The sequence below is a fragment of the Pseudarthrobacter sulfonivorans genome (assembly GCF_031454915.1).
In the GTDB taxonomy this organism is placed as follows: Bacteria; Actinomycetota; Actinomycetes; order Actinomycetales; family Micrococcaceae; genus Arthrobacter; species Arthrobacter sulfonivorans_C.
Map to the genome: position 1 here is coordinate 384534 of NZ_JAVDRS010000003.1, position 18380 is coordinate 402913.

Sequence of the window (18380 nt, forward strand, 5' to 3'; positions counted from 1 at the left end):
CACTTGACAAGTGTACTACGTACACCTAGTGTCAGTCGCATCAGGCAGGTGTACGACGTACACCTATTGAACCGAGGAGCCCGAGCATGAACCCCATCCAGCCGGCGGCCACAACAGCCGCGGGAGCACGGACTATGAAAGCCGCGACCTACCGCCGGTTCGGCGGGCCGGACGTGGTCCGGGTCGAGGAAATCGCACAGCCCGCTCCGCGCGCCGGAGAGGTGCTCATCAAAGTCATGGCCAGCACCGTCAGCGTGGCCGACCACCGCGTCCGCAGCCGCAATGTCCCCCGGGGACTCGCAGCCCTAACGGCCCTGACCTTGGGGCTCTTCCGCCCGCGGATCCGGGTTCTCGGCATGGACGTGGCCGGCGTGGTGGAGTCAGTCGGTTCGGGTGTGACCGCCTTCAAGGCGGGCGACGAGGTGATTGCGATGCTCGGGGCAGGCTTCGGTGGCCACGCGGAGTACGTCTCCGTTCCGGCGAACGGGCCCATCGCCACCAAGCCGCGGAACATGGGCTTCGAGGAGGCCGTGACCCTGCTCTTTGGCGGACTCACGGCGAAAACCTTCCTGGGCCTGGCTGCCATCAAGACCGGCAGCACTGTTCTTATCAACGGCGCCTCGGGCGCGGTGGGGACGGCCGCCATCCAACTGGCCAAGCACCTCGGCGCCCACGTCACCGCCGTAAGCAGCGGTGCCAACCGGGAGCTGGTGGAATCGCTCGGCGCGGACGGCTTCATCGACTACACCACGGCGGATTTCACCGCAGACGGCACAACGTACGACGTCGTCATGGACTGCGTGGGGAACGCCCCGTTCCCGAGGGCAGATCGGGTCATCGCCCCGGGAGGTGCGCTGCTCCTGATCATCGCCGACCTCAAAGGCATGCTCGGCGCGCGAGGCCAGAGCCGCCGAAGCGGCAAGCTGGTCACTTTTGGCGGCCTCAAGCTCACGCACACCGCCGACGACGTCGCGTACCTCGTGCGCCTCGCGGAGGAAGGCAAGTACCGGGCAGTCATCGACAGGACGTACCACCTCGCCGACGTCGTCGAGGCCCACCGCTTCGTGGACACCGGGCGCAAGCGTGGCAATGTGGTCCTGCGTGTCCACGAGCTTTAGGGACAGACGCCGAACCTGATACAACAGCCTGAGGGGTTCGGCCGCACGGCGGGGCCTCCAATGCAGGCGGCTAACGGCCGTCCGGCAGTGCCAACGAGCCAATCAGCGGCACCTGGGAGCGGCGGGCCAAAGTCCGTTGGATGCCAGTATGGTCCAGAGCCCCGTCACCCTGGGCCACCATCTCGCCGAACAGCTCCGTCACGGTGCCGGTCAGCGGAAGTTCAAGGCCCTCCGCAGTTGCCGCTTCCCTGATGAATCCGAGGTCTTTGAGTTGGTTCTTACCACTGCCGCCACCGGTGAAGTCGCTGCTTATCCAGCGGCTACCCTTCTGCCGGAGGACGGCGGAATCAGCCAGCCCGCCCTGGAGCAGTTCGAGCATGACGGCGAGGTCGAGACCTCCGCTGCGCGCCAAGAGCATGGCCTCGGAAACTGCGGTCACCGTGGCGGCCACAACGACTTGATTGCAGGCCTTGGCCAGCGCCCCCGAGCCGCTCGGGCCCATGTACCGCACCGTGGTGCCCATGGCCTGGAAAATGTGCTCAACGGAGTGCGCCGCCTCTTTGTCGCCGCCCACCATAATGCTGAGGGTTCCCTCCTCCGCCCCGAGGGTGCCGCCGCTGACTGGGGCATCCAGGACCGTGACGCCATGCTTGCGGAGCAGCCGCTCAGCAAAGGCCGCGACGGCGATCGGCGAGACCGTTCCGTGCACCACGAGGGTGGGCCGGGTGATGTTCTTGGCTGCCCAGCCGGACAGCAATCCATACTCGCCCGGCAGCAGCGACTCAACCTGGTCAAGATCGGGAAGGACCGTGAGGACGACGCCGGACGCGGCGTCTGCCGGTGACGTTGCGGCGCGCGCGCCGAGGGCAACCAGGGGTTCCGCTTTTGCGGGCGTCCGGTTCCAGACGGTGAGGCCGCTGTCGAAGTCCAAAAGCCGGTGCGCCATGGGACCACCCATGGGCCCGAGTCCGAGAAGGGCGAGTGAGGGTCGGGTGGATACCGTCATGATCAGGTCCTTGAGTTGGGGCGTAAGTGGAACCAGAGTGGAACCAAGGTGGAACCGTTTTACTTTTTGTACCACGCGCGCCGGTTCGATGTAAATCACGCTGCGGAGAGGCCCCAGGCACTGCGGCGGCTCAGCCGACGGGCAGAGCCGCCGCCTGAGGAGCGAACCAGCAAGCTACACGCGCAACTTCGGCCGCGCCACGCTGGACCGCTCGACTAGTTCAGCATCGACCCGGACAACGGTCGGCTTTCCGGCGGCCTTCCCGTTGGCGTTGGCAAGGGCCAGCCGTACGGAATGCCGGGCCAGGAGGTCGATGGGCTGCCGGACAATTGTCAGGGGCGGAGTCATGAGTTCGGTCCACGGGGAGTCCTCGAAGACGATGACCGAGAGTTCGTCCGGAATCGAAATCCCTGCATGAGCCAGGCGCCGGAGCACGGCCGTCACCTGGGCGGTGTTGGCCACTACCAAGGCAGTGGGCGGATCCTCAAGGTTGAGCAACGCTGTCATCGCATCACCGCCGGCGGCTCCCCGGAACGCCGCGGACCGGATGAGCAGGTCATCCTGATCCAATCCGGCCGCTTCCAGGGCTTCGCGATAGCCTGCGATCCGATCCCGCCCGGTGGTCGACGACGCCGGGCCCGAGATGATCGCAATCCGGCGGTGCCCGTGTGCGGCCAACAGCGCCGTGGCCGATCGCGCTGACTCGGTGTTGTTGATGGTCACGACATCCACTGCAGGAAGTGCCGGGATGGAGCGGTCGACGAAGACCACATCAGTACCCATGTCCTGAAGCTTTTTCCAGATTTCCAGGTTGTTCCCGGTGGGAGTGGCGATGATCCCGCTGACCCGGCGCTCAATGAGGGTGGAAAGCCGCTCGGACTCCAGCTGGTCATCCTCCTGCGTGGTCATGAGGAGCACCTGGATTCCGCGTGAGTGCGCTTCCTGGACCACCTGGTCTGCCAGCCGGGCAAAGAAGGGGTTGGAGACATCAGCCAGAAGCAGCCCCAGCGTGGTGGGCGGGCCGTGCTTCAGCTCGCGGGCCGCCGTGCGGGGGTGGTAGCCAAGGGTCTCCATGACCTCACTGACGCGGCTCCGGGTCGCAGCCGCCACAGGGCCGGATCCCGGATTGAGAACCCGGGAGACAACGGCGACAGACACCCCCGCAGCCGCGGCAACATCGCGTATGGTCGGCTGCTTCTGCACGTGTACTCCTTGATCGGCTACTGCGGCTCCCCCGGAACCTCCGGCAAGAACTTTTTCAGACTAGGGTATTGACCTCGTCGAGCAGGTGTGAAATAAAAGTGTAACCGGTTCCATTATGTTTACTTCGGAGCCAGTTGTCTACCGCAGCACCGCGAGGGACTGAGGCAGCACACCCAGCAAGACACCAAGCTTCCGCCGCAACGCTGCGGCCGGACCCTATAGCTTTTCCGCCGGCCATCCACACGGATGGAGCCGCACCCATTGAAAGGTAGTTATGAACCTGCACAAACTTCTGACCCAGCGCGAGGCCGAAGGCGCCCCGATCCGTGTGGGGCTGATCGGCGCCGGACGTTACGGCACCATGTACCTCGCCCAGGCCAGGAACATCCCCGGCATCCACGTCGTAGCCATCGCTGACATCAACGCGGAGCGTGCCAAGGGCGCACTCAAGCTGGTCGACTGGCCCGAGGAAGCCTTCGTCGAAGACATTGAAACCGCCCTCGCCACGAGGGCAACAACTGTGGTCACCGATGCCTCCGCCCTGTTCGACGCCGAACTGGACGTCATCGTGGAGGCCACCGGCAACCCGATCGTCGGCATCAACCACGCACTCCGGGCCATCGAGACCGGCAAGCACATCATCATGGTGACGGTCGAAGCCGACGCGCTCGCGGGTCCGGCCCTGGCCAAGCGGGCCAAGGACGCCGGCGTTGTCTACTCGTTGGCTTACGGCGATCAGCCCGCGCTGATCTGGGAACTCGTCGACTGGGCGAGGACGTCCGGCTTTGACGTTGTCTGCGCAGGCAAGGGTGCCAAGTATCTTGAGCACTATCACCAGATGAATCCGGACAATGTGTGGGAAAACTGGGAATTCTCCAAGGAACTGACCGACTCCGGGCAGCTCAACCCCAACATGCACACCTCCTTCCGTGACGGCACGAAAGCTGCGATCGAAATGGCGGCTGTGGCCAACGCTGCGGGCCTTCGCCCCTCCGACGAAGGACTGACATTCACCCCCGGCAACGTGGAAGAGATCGCCACGATTTGCCGCCCCTCGGCTGACGGCGGCGTGCTCAGCAACATGGGAAGCGTGGACGTGATGTCCAGCGTGACCCGTGACGGCGACTGGATCCCCCATAACACCCAGGAAGGCGTCTTCGTCGTGGTGAAGGCCACCAACGCCTACGTCTCCGGCTGCTTCCAGGAATACCCCTGGCACCCGGACCCCACCGGCCAGTATGCCGCCCTCTACCGTCCGTACCACTACGTCGGCCTGGAGCTCAACATCTCCATCGCCAACGCAGTCCTTCGCGGTGTGGCCACCGGCGCTCCGGAAGGCTTCTACGCCGACGTCGTCGCCTGTGCCAAGAAGGACCTGCACGCCGGGGAAATCCTCGACGGCGAAGGCGGCTTCACGGTCTGGGGCAAACTGATCTCAGCCGAAAAGTCGGTCCGGGACCGCGCCCTGCCCGTCGCCATGGCACACCACGTCAAGCTCGTCAACGACGTACCCGAGGGCGGCATCGTTGGCTGGGACGACGTCGAAATCGACACCTCCCTGGACGAGGCCCTGAAGCTGCGGCGCGAGACGGAGGCCCTCGCACTCGACGTGGTGCCGGCGACATGATCGACAGGCGCACTTTCCTGGGGGCCGCGGCTGCGAGCATGCTGCTTGCCGGCTGCGGCGCCAGTCCAGGACTCGACCCGAACCGTGCCGCTTCGGCCGGCGGCACGTTGAAGTTTGGCAGCTGGCAGTGGCTCGAGCCGGGCCGCGGCGAGGCCATGTGGCAAGCAATCCAGGCCTACAAGGAAGCCAACCCGTCCGCGAGCCTGGCCCAAAGCACCACGCCGTTCCTTTCCTTCGCGGACAAGCTCAACACCGAGCTCGGCGGCAAGGGCGGGCCCGATGTCTTCGTGGTTCAGGACGTCAATTTCTACCCGCTGGCCGACGCCGGCATCCTGGCACCGCTGACCTCGGTCATCGACTCGCACAAGGGCACCCCGTTCAATCACACGAACAAGTCCGGGCTGGTCAACGGCGTGCAGTACGGGATCACGTGGGAGCGGCTGAACTGGAACTTCTTCTGGAACCGCGGTCTCCTGGAGAAGGCCAACGTCACCCCGCCAAGTAACGTACAGGAACTGATCTCGGCAGCAGCCCAGATCCGGTCCGCCACGGGACTGGACGGGTTCGGTGTCCGCCATCAAATGACGGAGTTCGATTCCTGGTTCATGGACTTCGATGTATGGACCTACGGGCACGGCGGATCCTGGTCGGACGGTTCACGCCCGACGATTGACTCCGCTGAGAACATCGCCGGCGTCGAGGCGTTCGGGGAAATCTACCGCTCGGGCGCCATGCCAATCGGCGACGACGCATCAACAATGCGCACCAAGTTCCGCGAGGGCCGCCTGGGCATGATGATCGACGTCTCCTCCACTGTCGCCGGCATCCTGCGCTCCTCCAAAGCGCTGACCTCGGCGGACATCGGCTTCGCCGAACGCATTCCGCTCCCCCGGCCGTCCGCGCACCAGGAGATTGTGCTGGCGGTCAACGGTTACGGCAAGAACAAGAACCTGGCCGTCGACTTTGTCGGCTGGGTGGGCTCCGACGCCGGCCAGGCGGCACTGCGGAAAGCCATGGGACCTTCAACCCTGGCCACCGACGTCCCGCTGGCGCCCGACTACGCCGCAGCGAACCCGTGGGCGAAGTCGTTCATTGACCTGGCAGCGGAATCGAGGAGCCCGCTCATCAAGGGCTACGAGGCCCAGACCAAAGCCATCATGCGCGAAGTCATGACGCAGGTGGAACGCTACCTCGTTGACGGCGGTGACGCCGCGGCGGCGCTCTCCACCGCACAGAAACAAGTAACTCAGCTCCTTGGCTGAGTGACCCAAAGCAAAGGACCCGGGCAATGACGCTCCGAACTTCGATCTCCCCGCCCGCCGTGGCACCGACCCAGATCCAGGACGCTCCTTCCAAGCACCACATGTGGCAGCGGATCTCGCCATACATCTACATCGGCCCGGCCGTCATCTACCTGATCATCTTCATGATTATCCCGGTAGTGCAGGGCATTCAGCTCAGTTTCACGAAGACCCCGCTCGTCAGGCCCGACGGCGGCACCGGCGTGGGATTCGACAATTACTCCCGCCTTCTCAGCAGTCCCCAGTTCTACAACTCGCTCGGTGCCACCATCCTGTACACGGCTGCGACGGTCATCTTCGCGGTGGCAATCGGCGCAGGGGCAGCCCTGCTCCTGAACCAGGCGTTCAAGGGCCGCACCCTCGTCCGGGCCATCATCACGCTCCCCTGGGCCGTCCCCACGGTTGCCACCGCGTTGATCTTCAGCTGGATCTTCAACCGCTCCGACGGTGTGCTGAACGAAGTGGTCGGAGTGTTCGGTGTAGGCCAGCAGGGCTGGCTGGTGGATCCGAAGTACGGCATGGCTGCCGTCGTCCTGACCTCCGTCTGGAAGGTCATGCCCCTTGTCATGCTCGTGGTGCTCGCCTCACTGCAGTCCATCCCCAGTGAACTCTACGAAGCCACCCGCATGGACGGCGCCGGGGCACTGGAAACGTTCAAGGCCGTCACCTGGCCCCACATTGCCCCCACCGTCAGGGTGGTCACACTGCTCATGACAATCTGGTCAATCCGCCGTTTCGAGATCATCTACCTCCTGACCGGCGGCGGCCCCGTCGACAGCACCAACACCCTCGTGGTCAACGTCTACCGGCAAGCCTTCAGCAACCAGGAACTGGGCCGCGCGGCAGCAATCGGCGCCCTCGGCCTGGTGCTGTCCCTGATGGTCACGGTTGTCTACTTCATGATGGAACGGCGCAACGCCGCCAAGGAGGCCTAGAACAATGGCTACACAAGAAGCACCCCCAGTCACACAGCACGCGCCGCACAAGCGGCGGTTGAAGGCACCGGGCAAGCGGAACTTCAGCAAGCCCGTCCGCTTCATCATGCTGGGCGCTTTGGTTCTCTTCTCGGGCTTCCCGCTCTACTGGATGCTGAACACCGCACTCAGCCAGGACTCTGAACTGTATGGCCAGGCCCAGGGCTGGTGGCCGCACTGGGAACGGCTGGCGGATCTCGGCGACGTCATCGGCAGCGTCCCCATCTTCAAATGGCTCACCAACTCCATGGTCATCGCCGGCGGCACCACGCTGCTGTCCCTGATCTTCGCGGTACTGGCCGGCTACGCCCTGTCGCGGTTCAAGTTCTACGGCAAGGGCGCCGCAGGGTTTCTGCTCTTCGCCACCCAGATGCTGCCCGAAGCACTCCTGGTGGTTCCCATCTACGCCCTCTTCGCTTCCCTTGGCCTGCTCAACGGCATGGGCGGCCTGATCCTGGCCAACGTCGCCTTCACGATGCCCGTCAGCGTTTGGATCATCAAGGGGGCCATCGATGCGATTCCCTACGAGATCGAGGAAGCCGCCGCCGTCGACGGGTGCCCCCGCGTCACCATCCTGTCGCTGGTCCTCACGCCGCTCATTCTTCCCAGCATCGCTGCGGCCGCCGTCATCAACTTCTTCGACGGGTGGAACGAGTTCCTCCTGGCCAAGACGTTCATCGCCGAACGCGATCTCTGGCCGGCGTCCGTGGGCCTGGCCTCCTTCATCGGCCAGTACCTGACTTCCCTGAACTCCGTCATGGCCGCGGCCTTGCTGTTCACCCTCCCGGCACTGATCTTCTTCCTCCTAGTCCAGCGTCGTATCGTCTCGGGCCTCACGGCCGGCTCAGTCAAAGGTTGATCATGGCAACGCTCTCACTACGCAACATCAGCAAGCGCTTCGGCGACACGCAGGTCATCCACGACTTCAGCGCAGAGGTGGACAACGGGGAGTTCCTCGTTCTCCTGGGCGCCTCGGGATCAGGAAAGTCCACGCTGCTCCGCATCATTGCCGGGCTCACGGATCCCACCAAGGGCGACGTCATCTTCGACAACCTGCGGGTGAACCGGCAAAGCCCGCGCGAACGGGACATCGCCTTCGTCTTCCAGTCCTACGCGCTCTACCCGCACCTGACCGTCCGCGAGAACATCGCGTTCCCGCTGGTCCTGGACAAGTTCAAGGCCTGGCACCACATCCCGGGCATCAGCGCCATCGCACGCCGCGTCTTCGGTTCCGCCAAGGACATTGCGGAGCGCGTGGACAGCGTTTCCTCCATGCTGGAACTGGACGAGTACGCGAAGCGCAAACCCGGCGGACTCTCCGGCGGCCAGCGCCAGCGCGTGGCCCTGGCCCGCGCCCTCATCCGCAACCCTTCGATGTTCCTGCTCGATGAGCCGCTGTCCAACCTCGATGCCAAGCTCCGTGCCGAACTCCGCGGCGAAATCGTGCGGCTGCACAAGCTGACCGGCAAGACCTTCGTGTACGTCACGCACGATCAGGTTGAGGCCATGACCATGGCCACCCAGATCGTCATCCTCCACAACGGCATCGTGCAGCAGCACGCCACACCGCAGGAAATCTATGCCCGCCCCGCCAACACGTACGTGGCCCGGTTCATCGGCAGCCCGCCCATGAACCTCATGACCGCGACCGTCACCGACGGGCAGCCGGCAGTCGGAGGGCTCCGACTCCCGGCACCCGATGGTGTCCGGCTCGAGACCGGAGCTGTCACCCTTGGCCTGCGCCCGGAACACCTGACCGTCTCCGCCGACGTCGAGGGGCAGGGCATCCAGGGAACCGTCCGGAGAATCGAAGACCTCGGCGCGGACACCCTGATCGGCATCCAGCCCGACCGGACGCTTGACCTGAAACTGTGGGAGCTCAACCAGGACGACCTCATCTGGATCCGCCAAACGGGACAAACCCGCTTGATGACCGGCGATCCGTGCACAGTAGCCCTCAACGCCGGCATGGCCAGCTACTTCGACAGCGATACGGGTGCGAACCTGGTCTCAGCCGCGGAAGTCTCCGTCGCGGGAATGCTGTCATCCCACGGCTAACCTGACCACCCATGCAGATCCCGTTTCACGAGTAAGGAAAAGGCACCTATGACCATCGTTGTCACCGCAGAGTTCACTCCCAAAGAAGGCACCTACCGCCAGGTGGTCGCTGCGCTCTCCCCAGCTATCGCAGAAGTGCATGAAGAGCCCGGCTGCCTGCTGTACGCCATCCATGAATCGCCCACCGGCCGGATCATGATGATCGAAAAATGGGAAAGCGCCGAGCTGCTGGACGCCCACGGCGCCGGCGACCCCGTCAAACGGCTCAACGCCTCGCTGGACGGGCTCCTCGAAAAGCCGGTGGAAGTTACCCGCCTTGTGCCGATCCCGGCGGGCACCACGCACCAGGGCGAACTGTAACAACCGGAAAAACAAAAGCGGGCGACGACGGGAACCTCCCGCCGTCGCCCGCTTTGTTTTGCATCAGTTCAGCTGCCGGCGCTTTCCAAAACCCGCGCTGCACTGACCAGGTCCAGCGCCGCATCGGCGATCATGTCGTCCTGGCCGCCCACCAGCTTCCGCCGTCCAACTTCAACAAGGATGTCGCGGGCGTCCAGCCCGTACTGTTCGGCCGCCCGCCCGGCTGGCCCAGGTCCTCGCCAGGCTGGCCGAAATCGACGCGATGGAGACTGCACAGCACCACTAAGAAGGACGACGGCGGGAGGTTCCTTGGGTTCCAGGAACCTCCCGTGGGTGCCGAGTGGATTCGGATGCTCCTACCGTCTAGCGTGAGTTCCATGCCCCCGTCCGATGCCTCAGCCAAATCCAGCAGCAACCCCCTGCTTGTCCTGGGAAAAATCACGTCAATCCTTGATGCTTTCTCCCTCTCCAGGCCGGTATTGTCGCTGGGCGACATCCGCGAGCACACCGGGATGCCCACGTCCACGGTGCAGCGGCTGGTCACCAACCTGACCTCCCAGGGATTCCTTGACCGCGAGGAGGATGCCTACCGCATCGGCATGCGGATGGCCTATTGGGCCGCCCCGGCAACCCGCGGGATGGAAGTCGTGGACGTCCTCAGTCCGCTCCTCAAGACCCTGCGCGACACCACGGGAGAAACAACCTGTTTCTTCAAGTCGGAGCAGCACTACCGGGTTTGTGTGGCCATGGCAGAAACGCGCCACGCACTGCGCCGCGAGATGCACCTGGGCAAAGTCGCACCACTGTATGCGGGCTCGGCCGGGCGGGTGCTGCTGGCGTGGGATCCGGAACTGATGGACGCCGTCCTGCGTGATCCCCTGACGCCGATTACTGAGTCCACCATCACCACGTCCGAGGACCTGGCTGTTGCCGTTAAACAGACCCGCCGGGACGGGTTTGCCATCACCGTGGGCGAGCGTGAAGACGGGGCATCGGGCCTGTCCGCCCCGGTTTTCGACTCGGCGGCCAGCCTGGTGGGCGCCGTGACCATCAGCGGGCCCACCCTGAGGATGCCGTTGGAGACGTGCGAGGCCTGGGTGGAGCCGCTGCTCACCACGGCAGAGCACATGACCCGGCTGATCGGCGGCAGGTTTCCCGGCGAGCTGTAAGCCCGCCGGGAAACTCAGGCGCCGCCCTGCCTACAGCGCGGCGATTGCCCTGCCGGCGGCGCGCATGGCAGCGGCGTCGGTGGCGACGAGGATGTCCGCGAAGTGCTCTGAGTAACTTCCCAAGTCTTCCGAGACAGAGCCGACCACGGCAACCACCGGTATCTGGCGCCCTGAGTTCCGCACCCGTTCCAGTATTGCGGAGATGATTTTCCCTTCGCCGGTCTGCGAGTCCAGGCGCCCTTCGCCCACCACGACAGCGTCGGCGCTCGTTATGAGCGAGTCGAACCCGGCCGCGTCCAGGACTGCGTCCGCCCCGGACACCAGGTCCGCCCCGAAATGCGCCCACAGCCCGCCAGACAGGCCGCCCGCCGCACCCGTCCGCGGCACACCGGCCGGGTTGCGCGGATAAGAACCGGCGAGCTGGGCGAGGCGCTCCTCCAGCAGGGTGATCGTGGCCGGATCGGCCCCCTTTTGCGGTCCGAAGACTCGTGGTGCGTCCAGGAACTTGGTGGTGACGTCGGACAGCACAGTGATCCGGGCACTGCCGAGGCCGCCATTTTCAGTGATGGCCTCAACGGCCCCGGACCCGCCGTCTGTCGTAGCTGATCCGCCAGCCGCCACGAGGATGCGCTTCGCACCAAGGTTAACCGCGGCGGCAATCAACAGGCCCGTGCCGTAGGTGCTGGCCAGCAGGGCGTCGGCCGGGCTGGTCCGTCCAGCGGAGAGGCCGCTGGCCTGGGCAACCTCGACCACCGCGGTTCCGTCTGCTGCCAGCCCGAGGGTTGCCTGCAGTGGCTCGCCCCAGGAATTGACGACGTCGACAGTCACCGGTGAGGCCCGCAGGCTGCGGCAGAGTGCGTCGAACGTTCCCTCTCCCCCGTCGGCGACCGGCAGTTGCGTTGCCGATCGCCCGCCGTCGCTGACTCCCGCCGCGATAGCCGCAGCGACCTCCGCCGCCGAGTACGTGCCCTTGAAGCTGTCCGGAGCGACAAGGATGGTCATGCGGGGATGGGCTGGTTGACGGCGTGGGGCGGGGTGAGTCCCTCGGCGATGGCGATGGCGTTGAGCGCGCTGAGCCGTGCCATCTCGCTGCGGACGCGGACCGTGGCGCTGCCGACGTGCGGCAGCAGCACCGTGTTGGGCAGCTCGGCCAGGCCGGCCGCCAGCCGTGGTTCGTCCTCGAACACATCCAGCCCGGCACCGGCAATGACCCCGGTGCGGAGGGCCCCCACGAGGGCGGCTTCGTCCACCACCGGACCGCGGGCCGTGTTGATCAGGATGGCGTCCGGCTTCATCCGTGCCAGCACCCTGGCGTCCACAAGGTGGCGGGTCTGCTCATTCAATGGCACGTGCAGGGACAGGAAATCGCTCGATTCCACCAGCTCGGTCCACGGGACCTGCCGGACCTTGCCGGCGAACTCGCCGAGTTCCTCGTCGCTGACGGGCCGGTCGCCCGGGGGCCGCGGCGAGAAGATCACGTCCATGCCAAAACCCAGGGCGCGCCGGGCGGTTGCCCGGGCGATCCGGCCGAAGCCAGCCAGGCCCAGCACCGCGCCGGAGACGTCCCGGCCCAGCAGGAGCTCCGGTTCCCAGCCGAGGAACTTTCCGTCGCGGACCAGCCGGTCCGCCTCCACGACGCGCCGGGCGGTGCCAAGGATGAGTAGCATGGCGATGTCCGCCGTCGCGTCTGTCAGCACGCCGGGGGTGTTGCCGATCAGGATGCCGTGCCTGGTGGCGGCGTCGACGTCGATGTTGTTGTAGCCCACGGCGTAGTTGGACACGCCCTTCACCCGGGCGCCCGCCAGCAGCGGCGCATCGACGACGTCGCGCAGCTGGGTGAGGACGACGTCGAAATCACCTGAGGCGCACAGCCCCGCCAACGTGCCATAGTCGGGCGGTTCGGGCAGCACGGTGACCCGGCCGGCGTCGGACAACAACTGGAGTCCGGGCTCCGGAATCGCGGTGGTGACCAGAAAATGGTTCCCCATGCTCAGTTCCCCCCGGTTGAGACGGGTGCCGGTGCCGAGCTGGAGCTCTCCGCAGGAATGACCCAGTCGAAGGCGGGCGCCTTGGACCGGGCGCCCTGGGCAGCTTTGGAGCGGTTGGGTTCGCCAAGTTCCGCCAGCAGCTTCTCGGACAGGACCACGAGGTCCGCGAAGGTGTCCGTGGTGAGCCACTCCGGCCGGGTGGCGAAGAGGATGTCTTCGCTGGAGGTGTTGCCGCTGGCGCCCGGGGCGAACGGGCAGCCGCCCAGGCCACCGAGGGCGCCGTCCACCATGGCGGCGCCCGCCTGGATGGCGGCGAGCGTGTTGGCCACGCCGAGGCCCCAGGTGTCGTGGCCGTGGTAGACGATCCGCCGCGCCGGGGATTCTTCCCGGACACGGGAGATCAGCCCGGCCACCTGGGCGGGGATGGCTTGCCCCAGGGTGTCGCAGAGGACGATGTCCGTGGTGCCATCGGCCCGTGGATCGTTGGCGATGGAGAGGATCCGCTCCTCGGGCACGGTGCCTTCGAAGGGGCAGGTGAAGGATGTGGCGATGCAGAGCTGGATCTGGCCGTCGACAGTCTGGGCGTACTTGATGGCTTCGGGCAGGGCGGCGAGGCTTTCCTCGGTGGTGCGGCCGATGTTGGCCTTGTTGTGCGAGTCCGAGGCTGAGAGGCAGTACTGGAAGTTCCGTGCGCCGGCTGCCGAGGCTTTGGCGACGTGGCTGGGGGTGGCTACCCAGATCCAGCACCTTTCCAGTTCCTCGGGGGTGAGGGCCTGGACCACTTCGAGGGTGTTGGCCATGGTGGGGACGAGGTCGGCGCGGGCCATGGAGCCGAGCTCGATGGCGGGCACCCCCAGCCGAATCAGTTCACGGACCGTTTCGACTTTCCGCTCGGTGGAGAGCAGTTTTCCGGTGAGCTGGAGACCGTCGCGCAGAGTCACGTCCCGGAGGATGGCGTTGCCCAGCGTGGTGGCGAGGCTGGTTGGGTTGGGGTTCATGGCTGGAGGGCCTCCTCGCGGCCTGAGGCCGCACTGATCTGGGCGGGGTCCATGTGCAGGAGCCCGCCAAGGATTTCTTCGGTGTTTTCGCCCAGGTCCGGTCCGAGGTTCCTAATCGGGAGCGACTGGTCCCCGATCACGGGGACGATCCCGGGGAAGCCCACACCGGGCAGGATCTCATCACCGGTGGACACATCGAACTTCTGGATCATGTTGCGGGCCGCGTACTGGCTGTCCGTGCTGATGTCCGCCGCGGTGTAGATGGGACCGGCCGGAACACCGGCGGCATCCAGGGCTGCGAGGGCGTCGGCGGCGTCAAGCTCCCCAGTCCAGGCGCCGATTGCCTGGTCCAGTTCTTCACGCCGCGACCACCGGCCGGCGTTGCTTTGCAATGACGGATCTGCGGCGAGGTCCGGGCGTCCGATGGTGTCCATGTACCGCTGGTAGATCGAGTCGCCGTTGCCAGCCACCACGATGCTTGCGCCGTCCTTGCAGATGTACGCGTTGGATGGGGCGATCCCTTCCATCCGGCCGCCCACGCGCTGCCGGTCCACGCCGTATGCCTGGTAGTCCGGGATGAGGGATTCCATCATGGAGAACATCGCCTCGTGCAGGGCGACGTCAATGATCCGCTCGGTGAGCGGCACAGCGCCAGCCGCGTCCCGGCGTCGTGCTTCCCGCTGGTACAGGCTCATCATGGAGCCGAAGGCGGCGTAGAGGCCGGCGATGGAGTCTCCGATGGAGACGCCCACGCGGACCGGGGGGCGGTCCGGGTCGCCAACGAGGTTCCGGAACCCGCCGTAGGCCTCGGCGACGGCGGCGAAGCCGGGCCGCTCGGACAGCGGGCCGGTCTGCCCGAAGGCCGAGATGCGGGTGATGATGAGGTCCGGGTTGGCTTCGTTCAGGACTTCGGGGCCGAGGCCCCACTTTTCCAGGGTGCCGGGCCGGAAGTTTTCCAGCAGGATGTCCGACTCTGCAACGAGCGCCAGCACGGCCTTCTTGCCGGCTTCGGTCCTGAGGTCCAGCACCACCGACTTCTTGTTGCGGTTGATGGTGCGGTACAGCATGGACGTATCGCCCTTGTGCAGGCGCCAGTTGCGCAGCTCGTCGCCGGTGCCGGGCCGTTCCACCTTGATCACTTCGGCGCCGAAATCGGCGAGCAGCCTGCCTGCGGTGGGCGCGGCGATGTAGTTGCCGAGCTCCAGGACGCGGATCCCTTCCAGGGGCGCGATAGGTGTCTCTGTCATGTCAATCTTCTTTCGTTGGCGTGTGGCCAGGACGGACGGGGTGGCTGTTCCGGTCAGAACAGCAGGCTCATGGGCAGGATCAGGAGAATCGCGACGACGGAGGCCACCGATACCCCAACGGTCACCGACTTCAGCGCACCCCGAACACTCTGCCCCAGGAGTGACTGCAGGAGCCAGAACGTGTTGCTGGTGACGTGGACCATAAAGAGCGATCCGGCGCCTGCGGCTAGGGCGAGGAGGACGGGGTCCAGCCCGATGGCCGGGGCAATCGGTGCCAGCAAACCGGCGGCGGTGATGGCGGACAGGGTGACGGAGCCGACGGCGATGTGCAGCACAGCGGCGATGGCCCAGACCACCAGGAGCGGGGCGACGGTGCTGGCGGAGAAGAATCCGCCCAGGATGTCGCCGAGCCCGGCTGCGGCGACGGTTGCGGCGAGGGATCCGCCCACGCCGGTGAGGATGAGGATCTGTCCGCTTTCCTTGAAGCCCACGGTGATGGCCTGTTCGACTTTTTCCTGGCCAATGGCGGCGCGGGTGACCAGGCACGTGCCGATCAGGCCGATGAGCAGGGCAATGACGGGTTCGCCGAGGAGCTGGAGCCAGGGCATGTCGATGTTCAGGATCTGCAGGATGGCGCCGGCGCCGATGAGCAGCAGCGAGGTCAGGAGCGGGGCGAAGAGCAGGATCAGCGGTGCCTGCTTCCGTTCGCGTTCGGCCACCGTGACGGTTCCGCGGCCCGGCTGGGCACCTGGTGCACCAGCGACCTCCCCGCCGCGCGCGGACTGGCCGGCCGCAGCCTGGCGCGTGCCGCCGTCGTACTCTTCTTCGCCCTCACGGTCCTCCTCCTCGACGAAGGTGTGGTCCTCGTCCTTCGCTTCGTTCCAGAAGCCGCGGCGGAAGAGGAAGGTCATGATGGCAATGGAAATGATGATGGTTGGGATCACCAGGAGGAGGCCGAACAGCAGCATTTTGCCCAGGGGCACGTTGAGGAGGCCGGCCAGGGCGAGGGATGCCACGCCGGGAACCGTGAAGACGATGCCGCATTCGAGGGCGATGGCCATGGCCGTTGCCATCCGGGCGGTGCCAAGTTTTCCGATCTTCGGTGCCAGCTTGCGGGCCAACGGAGCAGATATGACCAGCAGAACATCCAGGAAGATCGACTGCAGGACGGTGCCGATGGCCAGGCCCATGGTGTAGGGCAGGCGTTTGGGGCCGAACGTGCTCAGGAGGTGCTCCACCAGGCGGCGGATGGCGCCGCTCTGGTTGAGGATGGAGCCCATCAGCACGCCGAAGGCGATGAGGAGGCCAACCTCCACCATGATTTCGCCGAAACCGGACGTGATTGTTTCAACGGTCTTTTCGACGCCCAGGCCGACTGCGAGGCCGAGGTACACCGAGCCGATGACCAGGGCGATGACGGGGTTGACTCTGAAACGGACAATCAGGACCACGGCGGCAAGGACCGCCACGGCCGTGTTGATCAGGACAGCTATGTCTGACATTGGGGGAATCCGATCGTTGGGCCTTCCGCGTTGAAGGCTTGGGGACAGACGGGCACCTTGTGGGGAGGGCCACATCGCTAAACTCATATTATGGGATTGAGCTCACAATGCAAGACTTTTGCCTATTTTGCTCGGGGTCCGGCTTGTGGATCCGCCTCTGTCCGCGCTTTTCGGGCAAAGAAAAACGGACGACGGCGGGGGTCCGCCATCGTCCGTTCGTGTTGAATGCGGCCCCAAGCCGCGGAATGCTTACTTCTTCGTGGCGCCCTTAGCGGCGCTGCTCGCAGCCTTCTTCGTCGGCTCTGCAGGGCCCTTGGCTCTGGAGGCAGAGGTGGTGTCTTTAGGATTGTTCGCGTCCTTGAGTTCCACCTCCGCGGTGGCCTGGATGAGGGCCAGCAGGTCAGGGTCGAGTCCCGGGGAGAATTCCTCACGGCGCTCCGGGGAGATGGTCATGGGGAAGCCTTCGGGTATGACGTCAGTGCTGAGTTCGGTGCCGTCATTGGAGGGCGACGCTCCGCGGTACAGCTTTCCGGCCTCGCTGAGGTTGTCCGCGCTGAACGTGTACTGGATGCTCTGCAGGCCCGTGTCCAGCAGCTTCTTGACCTCGGGGAACTGCTCGGCGTTGGTCTTGGGAATGGGCAGCACTTTGCCCCAGTTCACCCCCAGGCTTTCGAGTGCCTTGGCGAAGGCATTCTCGTGGGCCTGGTCCCGCACGATGAGGTAGGCGATGGTAGACCGCGCCGTCTTGTTTTCCGTCATCTCGTAGATCCGGCATTTCTGCAGCCGACCTGTGGATTCCAGCATGAGGTTGTACAGCAGATCCAAGACCAGGTTGCCGCTGTTGTAGACGTAGGATCCGCTCCAGGGGTTCCCGGCAGCGTCCACCGGCAAGGCGCCCTGGGCGCCCACCAGATAGTGGTGGATGTTGCTGGTGTCCAGCGCGATCTTCAAAGGCGTGGCGCCCTTGGCGCCCGGCTCGTCCACAGGGTCGGTCTTCTTGCCCTGGTACCGCGGGGAGCCGTCCAGGAGTTGGGAGATGGTGGTTCCGATGAGCTCGACATGACTGATCTCCTCGGTGCCAACACCCTGGAGCAGGTCTTTGTAGGGCTTGGCGGCAGCATCGCCACGGAAGTTCATGCTCTGGAACAGGTACTGCATCATGGTGCGCATCTCGCCGAACTGCCCGCCAAGACCCTCCTGCAGCGCGTTGGCAGCAGCGGGATCGGGCTCGTCGGCGGCGATTTCGTTGATCAAAAGCTGTGTATGCAGGTACATAGTTTCCTCACTTGTTGATCTATTGACGGGGCTCAGCTGGACTGGAGTGGGTTTCAGGGAATGCGGAGTTCTGCAGGCAGTTCACGAGCCTGGCAAGCTCCTCGCGGAGTTGCCGCCACCCCTGGGAGTCCGCAGGAAAGGCATTGGCCTGTGCATCGCGGGCCGCCTGCAAGACGGTACGGCCAGCGTCGGTGAGCCCGACCATGAGTTGGCGCCGGTCCTGCGGCTGGCGTGTCCTGGTGACGAAACCCGCACCATGGAGCCGCTCCAGAACCCGACCAATGGTCTGGCTTTTCACGTGGATGGCCCTGGCCAACTGTTCCTGGTTGAGGGGTCCGGGAGCGAGACCCTCCATAGCTATGGCCGCTGCTCGGGTCAGCCCGAGTGGTGCCAGCACCTGATCATGGCGGCGCTGGACCAGCCGGGCGGCCTGGGACAGGAGCCAGTAGCCCTCCAGGAACTCACGCCTAGAGTCGGTGGTCATCTCATTCGGTCCTTCCCTCCGGAGTACGGCCTTACCATAAGCATGCTTAGTATCTGTTTGGCAAGAGCGC

General features: G+C 65.3%; 18 protein-coding genes. 8 read left to right on the forward strand and 10 right to left on the reverse strand.

Annotated features, from left to right (window positions below):
- The first annotated feature begins 86 nt into the window (after nt 1–86).
- Entirely contained in the window at nt 87–1118 is a 1032-nt protein-coding gene (locus J2808_RS09755; protein ID WP_309815259.1) for an NAD(P)-dependent alcohol dehydrogenase, read from the forward strand.
- A gap of 70 nt (nt 1119–1188) precedes the next feature.
- On the opposite strand, the gene J2808_RS09760 is transcribed toward J2808_RS09755, so the two are convergent.
- Together J2808_RS09760 and J2808_RS09765 are read right to left on the reverse strand one after the other, a co-directional pair.
- Nucleotides 1189–2124, reverse strand: coding sequence for an NAD(P)-dependent oxidoreductase (locus J2808_RS09760; protein WP_309815262.1), 936 nt, complete (start codon nt 2122–2124; stop codon nt 1189–1191).
- 174 nt (nt 2125–2298) lie between these two features.
- Entirely contained in the window at nt 2299–3327 is a 1029-nt protein-coding gene (locus J2808_RS09765; RefSeq protein WP_309815265.1) for a substrate-binding domain-containing protein, read from the reverse strand.
- Nucleotides 3328–3601: 274 nt separating this feature from the next.
- Between J2808_RS09765 and J2808_RS09770 the strand changes: the two genes are divergently transcribed.
- From J2808_RS09770 to J2808_RS09795, 6 genes are read left to right on the forward strand one after another with little or no spacing between them, the layout of a single operon-like run.
- Nucleotides 3602–4954: an NAD(P)H-dependent oxidoreductase gene (locus tag J2808_RS09770; protein ID WP_309815267.1), complete on the forward strand. Its 1353-nt coding sequence runs from the start codon at nt 3602–3604 to the stop codon at nt 4952–4954.
- On the forward strand, nt 4951–6216 hold the full coding sequence (locus tag J2808_RS09775; RefSeq protein WP_309815269.1) for an ABC transporter substrate-binding protein: 1266 nt from the start codon (nt 4951–4953) through the stop codon (nt 6214–6216). The genes J2808_RS09770 and J2808_RS09775 overlap by 4 nt, the downstream gene beginning before the upstream one ends.
- Nucleotides 6217–6242: 26 nt before the next feature.
- The gene (locus J2808_RS09780) at nt 6243–7190 is read left to right on the forward strand and encodes a carbohydrate ABC transporter permease (RefSeq protein WP_309815272.1); all 948 of its coding nucleotides are present in this window, start codon (nt 6243–6245) and stop codon (nt 7188–7190) included.
- Nucleotides 7191–7194: 4 nt separating this feature from the next.
- Complete coding sequence (locus J2808_RS09785; RefSeq protein ID WP_309815275.1) at nt 7195–8088, forward strand: carbohydrate ABC transporter permease; 894 nt, start codon at nt 7195–7197, stop codon at nt 8086–8088.
- A 2-nt stretch (nt 8089–8090) separates the two neighbouring features.
- The gene (locus J2808_RS09790) at nt 8091–9287 is read left to right on the forward strand and encodes an ABC transporter ATP-binding protein (RefSeq protein WP_309815278.1); all 1197 of its coding nucleotides are present in this window, start codon (nt 8091–8093) and stop codon (nt 9285–9287) included.
- A 48-nt stretch (nt 9288–9335) separates the two neighbouring features.
- On the forward strand, nt 9336–9647 hold the full coding sequence (locus J2808_RS09795; protein ID WP_309815281.1) for a putative quinol monooxygenase: 312 nt from the start codon (nt 9336–9338) through the stop codon (nt 9645–9647).
- A 68-nt stretch (nt 9648–9715) separates the two neighbouring features.
- Here J2808_RS09795 and J2808_RS09800 read toward each other — a convergent pair whose 3' ends face one another.
- The gene (locus J2808_RS09800; RefSeq protein ID WP_309815284.1) at nt 9716–9922 is read right to left on the reverse strand and encodes a hypothetical protein; all 207 of its coding nucleotides are present in this window, start codon (nt 9920–9922) and stop codon (nt 9716–9718) included.
- A 102-nt stretch (nt 9923–10024) separates the two neighbouring features.
- Between J2808_RS09800 and J2808_RS09805 the strand changes: the two genes are divergently transcribed.
- Entirely contained in the window at nt 10025–10816 is a 792-nt protein-coding gene (locus tag J2808_RS09805) for an IclR family transcriptional regulator (RefSeq protein WP_309815287.1), read from the forward strand.
- A 30-nt stretch (nt 10817–10846) separates the two neighbouring features.
- Here J2808_RS09805 and J2808_RS09810 read toward each other — a convergent pair whose 3' ends face one another.
- The 7 genes from J2808_RS09810 to J2808_RS09840 form a co-directional block, all read right to left on the reverse strand.
- Nucleotides 10847–11818, reverse strand: coding sequence for a glycerate kinase family protein (locus J2808_RS09810; RefSeq protein ID WP_309815290.1), 972 nt, complete (start codon nt 11816–11818; stop codon nt 10847–10849).
- Nucleotides 11815–12804 (reverse strand): 2-hydroxyacid dehydrogenase, encoded by a 990-nt coding sequence (locus J2808_RS09815; protein ID WP_309815295.1) that lies wholly within the window; start codon nt 12802–12804, stop codon nt 11815–11817. Before J2808_RS09815 ends, J2808_RS09810 begins: the two co-directional genes overlap by 4 nt.
- Before the next feature lie 2 nt (nt 12805–12806).
- Nucleotides 12807–13802: a beta/alpha barrel domain-containing protein gene (locus J2808_RS09820; RefSeq protein WP_309815298.1), complete on the reverse strand. Its 996-nt coding sequence runs from the start codon at nt 13800–13802 to the stop codon at nt 12807–12809.
- Nucleotides 13799–15049 carry a CaiB/BaiF CoA transferase family protein gene (locus J2808_RS09825; RefSeq protein ID WP_309815301.1) on the reverse strand — a complete coding sequence of 417 codons (1251 nt, stop codon included), beginning with the start codon at nt 15047–15049 and terminating at the stop codon, nt 13799–13801. Before J2808_RS09825 ends, J2808_RS09820 begins: the two co-directional genes overlap by 4 nt.
- Before the next feature lie 53 nt (nt 15050–15102).
- Nucleotides 15103–16551, reverse strand: a complete 1449-nt coding sequence (locus tag J2808_RS09830) for a GntP family permease (RefSeq protein WP_309815303.1) — start codon at nt 16549–16551, stop codon at nt 15103–15105.
- Between the two features lie 249 nt (nt 16552–16800).
- Nucleotides 16801–17826 carry a manganese catalase family protein gene (locus tag J2808_RS09835; RefSeq protein ID WP_309815306.1) on the reverse strand — a complete coding sequence of 342 codons (1026 nt, stop codon included), beginning with the start codon at nt 17824–17826 and terminating at the stop codon, nt 16801–16803.
- Between the two features lie 19 nt (nt 17827–17845).
- Nucleotides 17846–18310 carry a MarR family winged helix-turn-helix transcriptional regulator gene (locus J2808_RS09840; RefSeq protein WP_309815308.1) on the reverse strand — a complete coding sequence of 155 codons (465 nt, stop codon included), beginning with the start codon at nt 18308–18310 and terminating at the stop codon, nt 17846–17848.
- Nucleotides 18311–18380 lie beyond the last annotated feature (70 nt).

Bases quoted from the DNA above. Each gene is read 5' to 3' on its own strand.
- J2808_RS09755 (WP_309815259.1), top strand. From the start codon at position 87: ATGAACCCCATCCAGCCGGCGGCCACAACAGCCGCGGGAGCACGGACT.
- J2808_RS09760 (WP_309815262.1), bottom strand. From the start codon at position 2,124: ATGACGGTATCCACCCGACCCTCACTCGCCCTTCTCGGACTCGGGCCC.
- J2808_RS09770 (WP_309815267.1), top strand. From the start codon at position 3,602: ATGAACCTGCACAAACTTCTGACCCAGCGCGAGGCCGAAGGCGCCCCG.
- J2808_RS09775 (WP_309815269.1), top strand. From the start codon at position 4,951: ATGATCGACAGGCGCACTTTCCTGGGGGCCGCGGCTGCGAGCATGCTG.
- J2808_RS09780 (WP_309815272.1), top strand. From the start codon at position 6,243: ATGACGCTCCGAACTTCGATCTCCCCGCCCGCCGTGGCACCGACCCAG.
- J2808_RS09785 (WP_309815275.1), top strand. From the start codon at position 7,195: ATGGCTACACAAGAAGCACCCCCAGTCACACAGCACGCGCCGCACAAG.
- J2808_RS09790 (WP_309815278.1), top strand. From the start codon at position 8,091: ATGGCAACGCTCTCACTACGCAACATCAGCAAGCGCTTCGGCGACACG.
- J2808_RS09795 (WP_309815281.1), top strand. From the start codon at position 9,336: ATGACCATCGTTGTCACCGCAGAGTTCACTCCCAAAGAAGGCACCTAC.
- J2808_RS09805 (WP_309815287.1), top strand. From the start codon at position 10,025: ATGCCCCCGTCCGATGCCTCAGCCAAATCCAGCAGCAACCCCCTGCTT.
- J2808_RS09810 (WP_309815290.1), bottom strand. From the start codon at position 11,818: ATGACCATCCTTGTCGCTCCGGACAGCTTCAAGGGCACGTACTCGGCG.
- J2808_RS09815 (WP_309815295.1), bottom strand. From the start codon at position 12,804: ATGGGGAACCATTTTCTGGTCACCACCGCGATTCCGGAGCCCGGACTC.
- J2808_RS09820 (WP_309815298.1), bottom strand. From the start codon at position 13,802: ATGAACCCCAACCCAACCAGCCTCGCCACCACGCTGGGCAACGCCATC.
- J2808_RS09825 (WP_309815301.1), bottom strand. From the start codon at position 15,049: ATGACAGAGACACCTATCGCGCCCCTGGAAGGGATCCGCGTCCTGGAG.
- J2808_RS09830 (WP_309815303.1), bottom strand. From the start codon at position 16,551: ATGTCAGACATAGCTGTCCTGATCAACACGGCCGTGGCGGTCCTTGCC.
- J2808_RS09835 (WP_309815306.1), bottom strand. From the start codon at position 17,826: ATGTACCTGCATACACAGCTTTTGATCAACGAAATCGCCGCCGACGAG.
- J2808_RS09840 (WP_309815308.1), bottom strand. From the start codon at position 18,310: ATGACCACCGACTCTAGGCGTGAGTTCCTGGAGGGCTACTGGCTCCTG.